Consider the following 14162-nt stretch of genomic DNA (forward strand, 5'->3'; position numbering starts at 1 on the left):
TCTAAGATTTGATAAAAGGAGAACAAATATGACTTTTGATTGGGTAATAAAAATTGTTTCAAACAATTGGCCAATGTTCCTCCGCGGTGCGGGGATCACATTGTTAATTGCCATTATTGGTACGATTTTAGGTTCCCTTATTGGCCTTATAATAGGGGTTATTCGAACTATTCCGATGCCTGAACGAGGAGTAAAAAGAATTTTCCTTAAACTAATCAATGCGATTCTTTCGATATATATTGAGGTGTTCCGCGGAACACCGATGATTGTGCAAGCTATGGTTATTTTTTATGGTTCCGCTTTAGCGTTCGGTATGGATATGAACCGTATTTACGCAGCGATCTTAATTGTATCGATCAATACTGGGGCCTATATGTCGGAAATCATTCGCGGCGGGATTGTTTCGATTGATAAGGGACAATATGAAGCAGCTCAGGCGATTGGAATGAACCATTTTCAAATCATGAAGAATGTTGTCTTGCCGCAGGCGATTCGCAATATTCTGCCGGCAACAGGTAATGAGTTTGTGATTAATATTAAGGACACATCCGTTCTTAACGTCATTTCAGTATCAGAATTATTTTTCCAGACAAAATCAATCGCTGGAAATAACTTCAGGTATTTTGAGTCCTTTTTCGTCGCGTGCGTGCTGTATTTTATTATGACTTTTACTGTGACAAGAATTCTCCGCTACATCGAAAAGAAATTAGACGGTCCGGACAATTATATAATGTATGCCAACCAAATGCAGGTAGAGACACCTGAAGATATGCTGCGTAAAACAAAAAGTCACCAGTAGAGGAAGGAGGAGAAACTGATGGAAAAGGTAGTTGAGATTCAGCACTTAAGTAAATCTTTTGGAAGCCATGAAGTATTAAAGGATATTAATTTCACCGTAAATAAAGGGGAAGTTGTTTGTATTATTGGCTCATCGGGCTCGGGGAAATCAACGCTTCTTCGCTGTGTTAACCTTTTGGAAAAACCAAGTGGCGGCCAAATCATCTATCAGGGTGAGAACATTTTAGATAATAAGCATGATATTACCGCATATCGGACAAAATTAGGGATGGTTTTCCAGCAATTCAATTTATTTAATAATCATAATGTGTTAAACAACTGTACTGTTGGTCAAATGAAAGTGTTAAAACGTTCCCGTGAAGAGGCCGAAAAAGTGGCGATGAAATATTTGCAAGTTGTGGGTATGGATCAATATGTGAATGCAAAGCCGAAACAATTATCCGGCGGTCAAAAACAACGTGTCGCCATTGCGAGAGCACTTTCAATGGAGCCGGATGTGATGTTATTTGATGAACCAACATCGGCGCTCGATCCAGAAATGGTGGGAGAGGTTCTTAAAGTGATGAAGGAGCTCGCTGGCAGTGGTCTCACGATGTTAATCGTCACCCATGAAATGGGATTTGCAAAAGAAGTATCAAACCGTGTTGTCTTTATGGACAAAGGTGTGATTGCGGAAGAGGGAAGTCCTGAACAAATCTTCAATCAGCCAACACAAGAGCGTACGAAAGAATTTTTAAAACGCACATTAGTTCAAACCATTTAGCAGAAGCGCACGGCTTGTGGTGTTTCTGTTTAGTAAAATTCTATTTTTTTAGGGGAGAAAACGTTCTGAAAGAAATGGAAACCACCCGAGCAAGCCTATCCCCCCTATTTATATATTAAATAACAAATTACCACCCTCTGGTTCATGTGAGGGTGGTTTTTCATTTCTTCAATCTCTTGAATAATACTAAAATCGTCGTAGCTTTCTAGTCTGAGAAATGGGAAATTCATCCTAAAGATAAATAACAATCGATATATTCTCCTAATTTTCTTTATATTTCTTTAATTTCCCTTAACTACCAATTTACAAAAGCGGCGTAGTATTGATTTTGTAAACCAAACTCAATCAAAAAGGAGATGTTATTGTGAAACACAAAAAGATCATGGCTGCATCGCTCGCTACATTGCTTCTTGGTTCAACGTCCGCATATGCAGGTTACACCAAATTGGTCGGTCCTAAAGAAGATGGAACAGCTATTACTCCTCATGGCTGGACGGTTACTCCTCCGGGGTCACAAGTGACACTTGGTGATTTTCCAATGGGTGCTGTGTTAAGCCCTGATCAGCGCTATCTCATTGTTTCCAACGACGGCCAAGGTGAGCAGTCCCTTCAAGTAGTCGATGTTAACACGCAGCAAGTCGTTCAGACCATTCCTTACAAATCTCCTGAAGCCCTTTATTTAGGGGTCGCCTTTAGCCCGGACGGAAAAACGGTCTATGCATCAGCGGGCGGCAATAACAAAATCCGCGTCTATGGTTTTGAAAACGGAACGTTAACCGAGCGTTCGCCGATCATGCTGACAGACCAAAACAAAACAAACTTCTATCCAGCAGGATTATCTGTTTCAAAGGACGGGAAGTTCCTGTTAGTAGCAAATAATTTACATCATTCCGTTTCAAAAGTGGATCTTTCCACCAATCAAATTGTAAAAACTACTTCTGTTGGAAAAAATCCTTACACAGCCGAATTAAGCCATGATGGAAAATCCCTTTATGTCAGCAACTGGGGCGAGAGCAGCGTCAGTGTTGTTGACCCGGAAACGTTAACAATAAAAAGCACCATTCCCGTCGGACTGCATCCGAATGCGATGATCGAAAACGCAGCGGACGGCAAAATCTATGTATCCAATTCCGACAGTGATTCCATTTCCGTCATTGACTCTAAACAACAAAAAGAAATCAAAACGATTTCACTAAGCCCATATAAAAATGCTCCCGCCGGAAGCCAGCCAAATGCACTTGCCTTAAGCTCAGATGGAAAAACTCTCTACGTTACGAACGGAGGTACGAACGATGTAGCCGTTGTTAACCTGAAAAAAGGAGAAGTGGATGGACGAATTCCAACTGGCTGGTATCCAAGCGGTGTCTACTTAAATGACGATAAGCTCATGGTACTGAATGCAAAGGGCCTTGGAGCCGGTTCGAACCGGGAAGGTCAGTATATCGGTAGTATGATAGAAGGAACGATGTCACTAATTGATATTCCTAATGAGAAGCAGTTAAAAAAATATACGAAACAAGTAGAAAAAAATAATGAAATTTATAAGCCTACTGGTTTCAGTGCAAGTGATAAATTCCCAATCCCGCGCTTTGAAGGTCAGGAATCACCAATCAAGCATGTCATTTATGTGATTAAGGAAAACCGCACGTATGACCAAGTATTTGGCGATGTGAAAAGAGGAAATGGCGACCCTAGCTTAACCATCTTTGGCAAAGAAATTACTCCAAATATCCATCAACTTGCTGATCAATTCGTCTTATTGGACAATTTCTATGCGAATGCTGAAATCAGTGCCCAGGGTCATAACTGGTCGACAGCGGCACAGTCCAATGATTATGTAGAGAAAAACTGGCTTGCCAACTATTCCGGGCGTAACCGCGGGTATGACTTTGAAGGGGATAACGAAGCCGCCTATCCAAAAGCAGGATTCCTCTGGACAAATGCTGCTCGATCAGGTGTAACCTTCAGAAACTATGGGGAATTCGTCAACTATGACAAAAAAACAGGAAAATACGTTGCGAACGAGCCTAGTATCGGCAATAATTTTGACCCGGACTTTCCTTCCTATGATCTTAAAATTTCCGATCTCACGCGATATGATGCGTGGGCAAAAGAATTTCAGCAATACGTAAAAAACGGGAATCTGCCACAGCTGCAAATCGTTCGCCTGCCTAACGATCATACGCTTGGAACAAAGGTAGGAGAACTAACGCCGCAAGCGATGGTCGCTCAAAACGATTATGCGCTTGGAAAGCTTGTCGATATGGTCAGCCACTCCCCATATTGGAAAGACACAGCCATTTTTGTCACAGAGGATGATGCCCAGAATGGCTGGGATTCGGTGGATGCCCACCGCACAACATCGCTCGTGATCAGCCCGTATACGCAAACAGGCAAGGTGGACAGTACCCTTTATGATACAACCTCCATGCTGCGGACGATGGAAATGATCTTGGGCATGAAGCCGATGACACAATTCGATGCCTCGGCTGTTCCAATGGTCAATTCGTTTACCCATAAGCCAGCCTTTACCCCTTTTAAGGTGATTGAACCAACCTATCCGCTTGATCGGAAAAATGGGGCAAACGCGCCAATGGCAAAGGAATCTGCAGAACTGGACTTTACAGGGGTTGATCATGCAAACCCTGAAAAATTGAACAAGATTCTGTGGAAAGCGACAAAAGGAGATAAACCGTATCCTGGAGAAAAAAAGACGAATTAAATCATGATGAATCGGGTGACGCAAAGTGAAATTAGTGACCTCGCAAATGCGGGGGCGGTACAACTCTTTGGGTCACCCATTTTTGCAAAATTTTTGTCCAGCTCCAGTTCTTATTCATTTATTACTTAAATAAGGAGGTTTATTTTTCCATGAATCGATTTATTGAAGCAGCAATGAAACGGTCGGTTTTAATTCTAACATGTGTCGCCTTGATTATTACTTGGGGGGCGATGTCTGCTTTTCAGATGCAGCGTGATTATCTGCCGCCAATTAACAACACGGCTCTTATGGTCACGATTCAAGCAGATAACTATCAAGCTGAGCAGGTGAAACAAACGGTTGCGGCAAAAGTGGAGGAAGCGGTTCAATCTGTTGATAAGCTTAGCTACATCGAAATCAACTCCTTCGATGGTGGTCTCATGACAAGCCTTTACTTCCCGAACCATACGGATATGGAAAAGGCAGAAGCCGAAGTTCAGACAGCTGTTGGAAAAATCAACTTGCCAGACCATGTGAATACACCTCTCGTTTCACGGGTCAGCACGAACTCGTTTCCCGTCCTGCGCTTAAGTTTGACAAGTGAAAAAGTGGATGAAAATCAATTGCGTACATTGGTTCAAGATAAAGTGGCAAATGAAATCAAACGTGTTCCTGGAGTAAGCGAAGTGCGTGTAACGGGTGCAGGGAAAGCCGGATACTTGTTGACGCTGAAACCAGAGCCGATCGAAAAATATCGGATAACAGTGAAAGACATCCAAGATGCGCTTTCTTCGATGCATCCGATTTGGCCGCAAGGAACGATTAAAGAAAACGGCGGACCGGAAGGGCAAATATCGATGCCAATCCAGGTTACAGGCTGGGAAATTAATAGTACGGACTTAGAAAATATTAAAATTCCTACACCTGACGGCGAATCAGTCGTTTTACAAGAAATCGCCACTATTAAAAGCAGTTTAGTAGACTTACATACGATTTCACGAACATCCGGAAAACCAAGTGTTCTTTTTGAAGTATTAAAAACGCCTTCAGCAAACGTAACCGATGTGACAGAACGGATCAACGAACGAATCCAAACCGTTCCTGAAATCAAGTCGGATGCCGGTCATCTCACTATCTTACTAGACCAAGGGAAAGAAATAAATGCTGCGTTAAAAGGGTTAATCAAAGAAGGATTATTAGGAATTGTCTTCTCCGTCATCTGTGTATTTGTCTTTTTTAGAAATATCCGTTCAACACTAATCATTGCCCTATCATTGCCCATCTGCCTCCTAGCTGCAACTGCTATTCTGAAAGCGATGGATGTCAGTTTGAATATCTTAACCATTTCTGGTTTAATCGTCGCGATGGGGCGCGTGGTCGATGATTCGATTGTCGTGATTGATAATATGTATAGAAAACAAATGGAAGAATCGAACAACCAGGTAACGGCGCGGCAATTGGCGAGCGGGGTCGTAGAAATGATACCTGCGATTGTTTCCTCCACTGCAACTACGGTGGCCGTGTTTCTGCCTATTTCGCTCATCGGAGGGATGATTAGTTCTGCTTTTTCCGGATTTGCTTGGTCCGTTGTCATTGCCCTTGTCACCTCACTGGCGGTTTCCATTATAGTCGTACCTGCCTTAGCCTATTTATGTTGGAAAAAACAGCTGATTACGAAGTCAGTTGACATGGAGATGAAAGCACAAAAGGTACTTCAGTGGGTATTTTCAAAGAAAAAAGTGATTGTGACCCTTACTTTGGCATTATTTGCAATTACAGCTGCTATAGCTGTTTTCCTGCCAGTGAATTTTTTTCCAAGAGAAAATGCTAATGGTGTGACCATTCAGGTGGAGCTTCCTGAGAAAGCCCAGCTTGCTGATATTGATGCTGAAGTAAAAAATATTGAAACCATTTTAAAAGATAGACCTGAAGTTGAAACCTTTACTTCTACTCTTGGTTCAACGTTTACGCCGATGTTTGACGATGTGTTTGATGAAGGCGGCGGCTGGATTCAAAAGCAAAATATCGCCAATATTGCTGTTGGCATCAAGAAACAAACGGACACAGACGTATTCGTGAAACAATTGCGCAGACAGCTTGGAGCGTTATCAACATCTGCTGTCTTCACCGTTGCCAATCAAAATATTGCTGGCGACGATTCGCGTTTAAAGGTGATTTTAACAGGGGCAGACCAAGGTGAACTAGATTCAGCTGCAATCCTTGTAAGAAGTAAACTGCAGATGATTCCAGGATTAAGTGTAGAAGGAACGGCAAATGATGCCGATGAGTCAATGAAACATTTTCTTGCCCTTAATCAGAAGAAAATTCAAGGCTTAGGTCTGAATGTTGATGAAGTTACGAAGCGTATTAATAGCTATTTACCTCAAAATGTAAGACTGGACGTTGCCAATGGAGAGGTTCCTATTGAGCTCCAAATGGACACTGCTAAAGGTCAACTCGTACCGGCGGGTGACCCTAATCCGGAAAAAACGATTCTTTCAAAAATCGGACACGAAATGTTTACCACCAAGGATGGCTCACAGGTGTCGCTGGCGGAAATTACTACGCTTGAGACGAGCAGCCAAACGGTGATCAGTGAACGGGATGGCCGTCCATTTGCAGCCGTGACCGGTAATATTATCACCAGGGACATTGGCGAGGTAACGAGACAAGTAAACGAAACCATGAATGGGTTGAACCTTCCTTCTGGTGTTGACTATTCGCTTGGCGGAATCTCTCAGCAAGTCACGCAAATGCTGATGGAAATGAGTCTCGCTCTCATCCTGTCACTTGCACTCGTTCTGATGATTGTCAGTGCGGTATTTCGCGGCTGGCATGCACCGGCTGCCGTCTTAATCTGTATTCCGTTGGCATTGATTGGGTCTGTTTGGGGCATGGTGATTCTCGGAATGGAATGGAATCTTGCTGCCTTAATCGGAATGTTGATGCTTGCTGGTATTGCTGTCACCAACGGAATTGTCCTTGTCGATAAAATTGAACGGAATCTTGCTGCCGGGATGGAAGCGAGACAGGCAATCCTCTTGGGAACTGCTACAAGGGTGAGACCGGTGTTCATGACAGCGGGGACGACGATTCTGACCTTACTTCCCTTAGCTGCCTCAAGTAATGGAAACACACTTGTATCGCAAACCCTCGGGGTTGTCGTTGTAGGCGGCATGATTAGTTCGACTCTTATCTGTCTCCTACTCATACCCATTATGTATGAATGGCTAAGTGTAAAGAGGAGTAATCCAAAGATCCGTCAGCCGCAACAAGTTTCAGCGTAAAGATCAGGCAATTTCTCTTGTGTGGAGGGAACAAAGAAAGATCTATAGAAAAACAAACAAGTACCTTTTCAACGAGGTACTTGTTTGTTTTCGATAGAATGTTTTGCATTCGGTTCAGCAATCTTCAATGAGGATGTGGAGTTTCTTATCACAAGTTCAGGTTCGTACACAATTGATTTTGGATGGGCATCTTCTTCGTTTCTGTTTTCAATTGCGGCGATAATCCATTTTGCGGCTGCAATGCCCATATCAATTTTGGGATGTTTAATAGAAGTTAGTTTTACTTCTGAAGCTTCAGCTAAATAGGAATCATCATACCCCACAATGGATATATCCTCGGGAACTCTAATTTTTAAGTCTCTCAATACATTTAGAACTAATAATGCTAATTGATCATTATAACAAATGATTCCTGACGGTTTATTTTTAGAGGCTAATAGGAAGTTTTTAACTTTTTCCTGAAGACCCTCTTTGTCTTCAGTGGAATAGGTAAGAATCATTTCCGGGAAGAAGGGAATATTGTTCTCTCTAAATGAACGAATAAAACCTTGCATTCGGTATACGCCTTGCAAATCATCAGTCTTGAAAATGCCTACGATTTTCTCATGACCTAATTTGATTAAATGATCCGTTGCAATAAATCCTCCTTGTTCATCGTTTACAATAATATAGGGAGGATGCAATTGAGGGTAGTATTGGTTAATCATTAAGTAAGGGATATTCTTTTGTTCCAGCTCTAAGTAATAATTTACATTTGGGTTAAAATTGCTGCTTTTTGTTGGCTCCACAATCAGACCATCGATATTTCTACTTAACATATTTTGTAAACACTGTTTTTCTTTTTCTATATCGTTATTTGTCGCGGCCAGAGTTAAAGAATAACCTTGGTCCGCTAAATATGATTCAAGTCCCCTAATAATAAACGGGAAAATATAGTCTGAAATATATGTGGTAATGACACCAATATTTTTGCTATTAGCAGCTGTTTTCTTGTTTTGCACTTTGCTTTCTATCAAGCGATTTGAACAAAATGTACCTGCACCTTGCTCCCTGTGAAGCCATCCCTCGTGCACTAAATCCCCGACTGCTAAGCGAACTGTATGTCTACTTACATTGAACATTTTTACTAATTCATTCTCAGAATAAATTTTATCCCCTGGTTTTACAACTCCACTTGTAATCCATTCTTTTATTTTTTCCTTCACCATACTGTGCTTGGTTTGTTGTGCCACTATATCACCGCTTTCAACTTGTACGCTAATTTAACAACTCATACGTACGAATAAACCTTTTTTGATTATGCCACAATTACGAAAAAAAGTATAGGAGTTCGTTCGTATTATATTTTTTAGTACCTTAGGCATAGGTTTGGAAATATTTATTGTTTTTTTATTTTGAATATTGCCTAAAAATCTAAGTGTGGTTTATAATAGTTGTACGCATGAATTGTTAAAATGAGGATAATTATCATTATTAAAATAGAGAATATTCATCATTGTACGTACATTTTTTTGAATGGCTTATTTAATATTTTCTCAAAATGAAAACGTATTCAGAGGGGGTTCCTACTATTCTAAGAGTTTTTCGTTGCAACCTCTATATCTGAAAAGGTATTGAGATATAAAAATGAAATAACGAAAGGAAGGGTTAATGGATGAAGAAGATTCTAGCAGTCATTTCACTTTTTGTTATGATTTTCTCACTTGCCGCTTGTTCTAGTAGTACAGGAGGAAAAGGGGACAAGGGATATGTAGGGATTGCGATGCCTACTAAGTCTTCAGAGCGCTGGGTCAATGACGGAAAGTATATGAAAAAGGAATTTGAAAAACGTGGTTACAAGGTTGACCTTCAGTATGCTGAGGATGTTGTAGAAAACCAAGTTTCGCAGCTTGAGAACATGATTACTAAAGGCGTTAACATTTTAGTTGTTGCCTCCATTGATGGTGAGGCGCTAACAAATGTTTTAGAAAAAGCACATAAGCAAAAAATTAATGTAATTGCTTATGACCGTTTAATTAAGAAAACACCAAACGTTGATTATTATGCAACTTTTGATAACTTCAAGGTTGGTGTGCAACAAGGATCTTATATTGAAGAAAAATTAGGTTTAAAAGATGGTAAAGGACCTTTCAATATTGAATTATTTGGCGGTTCTCCAGATGATAATAATGCGTACTTCTTCTTTGATGGGGCAATGTCTATTCTTAACCCGTATATAAAATCTGGAAAATTAGTAGTACGCAGTGGACAAACAAAATTTGAACAAGGTGCAACCTTAAGATGGGATGGTGCTACTGCACAATCTCGTATGGATAACTTGTTAAGTGCTCATTATACAAGTGAAAGAGTTGACGCGGTATTGTCTCCGTATGATGGAATTAGTATTGGTATCTTATCCTCATTAAAAGGTGTTGGATATGGATCGGCTGGTAAACTACTTCCGATTGTAACAGGTCAAGATGCGGAATTAGCATCTGTTAAATCAATTATTGCTGGTGAGCAAACTCAAACTGTCTTTAAAGATACTCGCGAATTAGCTAAAAGAGCGGTTGATATGGCGGAAGCTGTATTAAAAGGCGAGAAGGCTGAAGTTAACGATACAAAAACATATGATAATGGTAATAAAGTTGTTCCATCCTATTTGTTAGAGCCGGTTTCTGTTGATAAAACGAACTATAAATCTGTATTGGTTGACAGCGGATACTATTCAGATGCTGAACTAAACTAATAGTAAAATAGTAAATTAAATGATTTAGTGGTTGCGGAAATTCAATCGCTAAATCATTTATTACATGGTGAGGCGTGGTGAGAAGATGTCAGCAACTATTTTAGAAATGAGGCAAATTACAAAAGAATTTCCTGGTGTTAAGGCGCTTGATGACGTTAATTTCATGGTCAAAGAGGGCGAAATCCACGCATTATGTGGGGAAAATGGTGCGGGAAAATCAACCTTGATGAAAGTATTAAGTGGTGTTTACCCATATGGAGCATATAAGGGTGACATCTTATTCAATGGAAAGGTTTGCGAATTTAAAACGATTAAAGAAAGTGAAAACCTTGGTATTGTCATCATTCACCAAGAGTTAGCACTTATTCCAGAGCTTTCGATTGCGGAGAATATATTTTTAGGAAATGAACAGGCAAATTACGGTGTCATAAATTGGAATGAAACGGTATTGAAAACGCTGTCCCTTTTAAAAAAGGTCGGTTTATCGGAGAATCCTAATGCATTGATTAACACACTTGGGGTTGGTAAACAGCAGTTAGTAGAAATAGCTAAGGCATTTTCAAAAGAGGTAAAGCTTTTAATCCTTGATGAACCAACTGCAGCGCTAAATGAAGCTGATAGTGAAAATCTATTAAATCTGTTATTAGAATTGAAAAAACATGGTATGACCTCAATTATTATTTCTCATAAATTAAATGAGATTGCGAGTGTTGCAGACTCCATTACCATTATCCGGGATGGGAAAACTATTGAAACACTTGATATAAAAAAAGGAAATATTTCAGAAAATCGGATTATTAAAGGAATGGTTGGGCGGGATTTAACGAATCGATATCCAGAAAGAGTTCCGAATATAGGCGAGGTTATTTTTGAAGTAAAGGATTGGGAGGTATACCATGAGTTACAATCTGAAAGAAAAATGATCGATCAGATAAGCTTGAATATTAAAAAGGGAGAAGTTGTCGGGATTGCCGGATTAATGGGTTCTGGTCGAACCGAACTAGCAATGAGTATTTTTGGAAAATCCTATGGTAGGAAGATTAGCGGTCATCTATATAAAAGTGGTAAAGAAATTCATCTTAAGAACATATCTGCGGCAATTGATCATGGGATTGCCTATGTTACTGAGGATCGAAAACAATACGGATTAATTTTAATCGATGATATAAAGAGAAATATTTCATTAGCAAGTTTAAAAAAGATTTCACGGAATACGGTAGTAAATGAAAACCAAGAAGTTATAGAAGTGGAAAAATTCCGCGAAAAAATGAACATTAAAACCCCGAGTATCCTGCAAAAAACAGGAAACTTGAGTGGGGGCAACCAGCAAAAGGTCGTTTTAAGTAAGTGGATATTCTCCGAACCGGATATCTTAATGCTGGATGAGCCGACCAGAGGTATTGATGTTGGGGCGAAGTATGAAATTTATTCCATCATTAATCAACTAGCAAATGATGGGAAGGGAATATTGCTCATCTCTTCTGAACTACCTGAACTTCTAGGAATGTGTGACAGAATTTACGTTATGAGTGAAGGGCGAATAACCGGAGAGGTAAATAAGGCGGAATTTACCCAAGAAAATATTATGAAATTTATGACCAGGGGCAAGGGGGATAAAAAGTGAATACGCCAATTGAAACTCATGAGCAGCCAAAAAAAAATCCATTTAGTAAATTAATCCAAACTAATTTGCGCCAATATGGGATGTTCACTGCGCTGGCTCTGATTGCAATTTTATTCCAAGTATTAACGGAAGGGATCCTTTTACGGCCGTTAAACATTACGAACTTGATTTTGCAAAACAGCTATATTCTAGTTTTGGCAATCGGAATGGTCATAATTATTATTTTAGGCCATATTGACTTATCTGTTGGTTCGATTGCCGCGTTCGTCGGAGCTATTTCGGGTATCCTCATCATTAACCATCAAATGCCAGTGTTTCTTGCTGTCCTGATTTCTTTAGCAATTGGCGGATTGATTGGGGCATGGCAAGGTTTTTGGGTCGCATATGTTAAAATCCCGGCATTTATTGTTACTTTAGCAGGGATGTTGTTATTTAGGGGTCTAACGATGCTTGTCTTAAAAGGACAATCAGTTGCGCCTTACCCAAAATCTTTTCAGGATATTAGTTCAGGCTTTATCCCAGACATTTTTGGAAACGGATCTCTACATTTATTAACGATTGTAATTGGAATTATCTTTTCTGCTATTTTTATTATAAATGAGGTAAGGCATCGGAAGACACAGTTAAACTATCATTTCGAAGTTTCTTCAATTGGATTATTTGTCGGTAAACTCATCTTTATGATAGCTCTAATCAATATCTTTACGTATGTTCTGGCAACATATGAAGGAATTCCAACAATCTTAGTGATCTTGTTTGCCCTAGTTGTGATCTATTCCTTTGTCATGAAAAAGACTGTTATCGGCAGGCATGTTTATGCAATCGGCGGTAATAATAAAGCAGCTAGTCTTTCGGGTATCAAAACCAAAAAAGTTACTTTATTGGCTTTCGTCAATATGGGGGTTCTAGCAGCACTATCTGGTTTAATTTTTGCTGCGCGTCTTAATGCGGCAACACCTAAAGCTGGTAATCTATTCGAACTTGATGCGATTGCAGCTTGCTTCATTGGTGGTGCATCTGCATATGGCGGTATTGGTACTGTTGGCGGGGCAATTGTTGGTGGTCTTGTTATGGGTGTTATGAACAACGGCATGTCTATCCTTGGTCTCGGTATTGACTGGCAGCAGGCAATCAAAGGCTTGGTATTATTGTTGGCCGTTGCATTTGATATATATAACAAAAATAAAGCATCATAGCACGTTGTCTGCATTAGGGGAAGTCCAAAGGTGGCTGCATTGCTTTTTAAAAAAAGGAGGGACATTCGTGAAATACAGGAATTTGGGCAATACGGATGTAAAGGTTAGTGAGGTTGGTTTTGGAACATGGGCGATTGGCGGTGATTGGGGAAAAACGGATGACAAGGAGGCACTTCGGGCATTACACCATGCACTTGATGCCGGTGTGAATTTTTTAGATACAGCGGATGTATACGGGGGCGGACATAGCGAGCAGCTCATCGCAAAGGCAACAAAAGGTATGGAAGATGTTATTCATGTGGCAACCAAATTTTGTCGTGCCGGCAATATTTATGATGAACAAACCTATTCAGAGAAATCTATTAGGGAGTATTGTGAAAACAGCTTAAAAAGATTGGAAAGAGAGAGAATTGATTTATATCAAATTCACTGTCCGCCATTCGAAATTATAAAAGCTGGTCATGTATTTGAAGTACTTGATAAGCTGCAGCAGGAAGGAAAAATACGCTATTACGGAGTGAGCGTTGAAACGGTAGAAGAAGGGCTTGAAGCAATAAAAAATCCGAATGTTAGAGCGCTTCAGGTAATTTTCAATCTTTTTCGCCAAAAGCCGTTGAACGAATTGTTCCCGGCAGCAAAAGAAAAAGGTGTGGGGATTTTAGCTCGGGTACCATTGGCAAGTGGTTTATTAACGGGAAAATTTTCGAAGGATACCCGTTTTGAAAAAGAGGATCATCGCCACTTTAATCGTGATGGCCAGCAATTTAATGTAGGCGAAACCTTTGCGGGCCTTGAATTTAAGAAGGGGATTGAATTAGCCGAGAAACTTAAGTGGATTGGAGCTGGAAGGGGAAGTATGACACGTGCTGCCTTAAAATGGATTCTTGAATTCAATTCCGTCTCATGTGTCATTCCTGGCTTTAAAAATGTTAAACAAGTAGAAGATAATCTGGGTGTCCTCAAGGTGCCTTCTTTTACAGAAGATGAACTCACGAAACTACAGAATTTTTATTTAGAGGAAGTAGAGAATTATATAAGAGGTCCGTATTAAACTTCGTTAGAAAA

The 14162-nt window shown here is 40.1% G+C and carries 9 protein-coding genes; 8 read left to right on the plus strand and 1 reads right to left on the minus strand.

The features are described 5' to 3' along the window. Positions 1–28 precede the first annotated feature (28 nt). From ACFVSW_RS04535 to ACFVSW_RS04550, 4 genes are all read left to right on the plus strand, one after another. The gene (locus ACFVSW_RS04535; RefSeq protein WP_387312760.1) at positions 29–799 is read left to right on the plus strand and encodes an amino acid ABC transporter permease; all 771 of its coding nucleotides are present in this window, start codon (positions 29–31) and stop codon (positions 797–799) included. Between the two features lie 18 nt (positions 800–817). Then, positions 818–1561: an amino acid ABC transporter ATP-binding protein gene (locus tag ACFVSW_RS04540; protein ID WP_387312762.1), complete on the plus strand. Its 744-nt coding sequence runs from the start codon at positions 818–820 to the stop codon at positions 1559–1561. Between the two features lie 364 nt (positions 1562–1925). Next, complete coding sequence (locus ACFVSW_RS04545; RefSeq protein WP_387312765.1) at positions 1926–4283, plus strand: glutaminyl-peptide cyclotransferase; 2358 nt, start codon at positions 1926–1928, stop codon at positions 4281–4283. A gap of 149 nt (positions 4284–4432) precedes the next feature. Then, entirely contained in the window at positions 4433–7549 is a 3117-nt protein-coding gene (locus tag ACFVSW_RS04550; protein ID WP_387312769.1) for an efflux RND transporter permease subunit, read from the plus strand. Between the two features lie 68 nt (positions 7550–7617). Here ACFVSW_RS04550 and ACFVSW_RS04555 read toward each other — a convergent pair whose 3' ends face one another. Continuing rightward, positions 7618–8781, minus strand: a complete 1164-nt coding sequence (locus ACFVSW_RS04555) for a GntR family transcriptional regulator (protein ID WP_387312772.1) — start codon at positions 8779–8781, stop codon at positions 7618–7620. A 422-nt stretch (positions 8782–9203) separates the two neighbouring features. On the opposite strand from ACFVSW_RS04555, the gene chvE reads away from it, so the two are divergent. From chvE to ACFVSW_RS04575, 4 genes are all read left to right on the plus strand, one after another. Then, positions 9204–10277 carry a multiple monosaccharide ABC transporter substrate-binding protein gene (gene chvE / locus ACFVSW_RS04560; RefSeq protein ID WP_387312775.1) on the plus strand — a complete coding sequence of 358 codons (1074 nt, stop codon included), beginning with the start codon at positions 9204–9206 and terminating at the stop codon, positions 10275–10277. Between the two features lie 85 nt (positions 10278–10362). Continuing rightward, positions 10363–11901 carry a multiple monosaccharide ABC transporter ATP-binding protein gene (mmsA, locus tag ACFVSW_RS04565; RefSeq protein WP_387312778.1) on the plus strand — a complete coding sequence of 513 codons (1539 nt, stop codon included), beginning with the start codon at positions 10363–10365 and terminating at the stop codon, positions 11899–11901. Positions 11902–11981: 80 nt separating this feature from the next. Next, a complete protein-coding gene (mmsB, locus tag ACFVSW_RS04570; RefSeq protein WP_387313419.1) occupies positions 11982–13097 on the plus strand; it encodes a multiple monosaccharide ABC transporter permease in 1116 nt (371 codons plus the stop codon). 67 nt (positions 13098–13164) lie between these two features. Then, positions 13165–14148 (plus strand): aldo/keto reductase, encoded by a 984-nt coding sequence (locus ACFVSW_RS04575; protein WP_387312780.1) that lies wholly within the window; start codon positions 13165–13167, stop codon positions 14146–14148. The last annotated feature ends 14 nt before the right edge of the window (positions 14149–14162 follow it).

The sequence above is a fragment of the Neobacillus sp. NPDC058068 genome, from assembly GCF_042885335.1.
GTDB lineage: Bacteria > Bacillota > Bacilli > Bacillales > Cytobacillaceae > Neobacillus.

Excerpts from the sequence above, each read along its gene's own strand:
- mmsA (WP_387312778.1), top strand. The coding sequence starts at position 10,363 with ATGTCAGCAACTATTTTAGAAATGAGGCAAATTACAAAAGAATTTCCT.
- ACFVSW_RS04535 (WP_387312760.1), top strand. The coding sequence starts at position 29 with ATGACTTTTGATTGGGTAATAAAAATTGTTTCAAACAATTGGCCAATG.
- chvE (WP_387312775.1), top strand. The coding sequence starts at position 9,204 with ATGAAGAAGATTCTAGCAGTCATTTCACTTTTTGTTATGATTTTCTCA.
- ACFVSW_RS04550 (WP_387312769.1), top strand. The coding sequence starts at position 4,433 with ATGAATCGATTTATTGAAGCAGCAATGAAACGGTCGGTTTTAATTCTA.
- ACFVSW_RS04540 (WP_387312762.1), top strand. The coding sequence starts at position 818 with ATGGAAAAGGTAGTTGAGATTCAGCACTTAAGTAAATCTTTTGGAAGC.
- mmsB (WP_387313419.1), top strand. The coding sequence starts at position 11,982 with ATGTTCACTGCGCTGGCTCTGATTGCAATTTTATTCCAAGTATTAACG.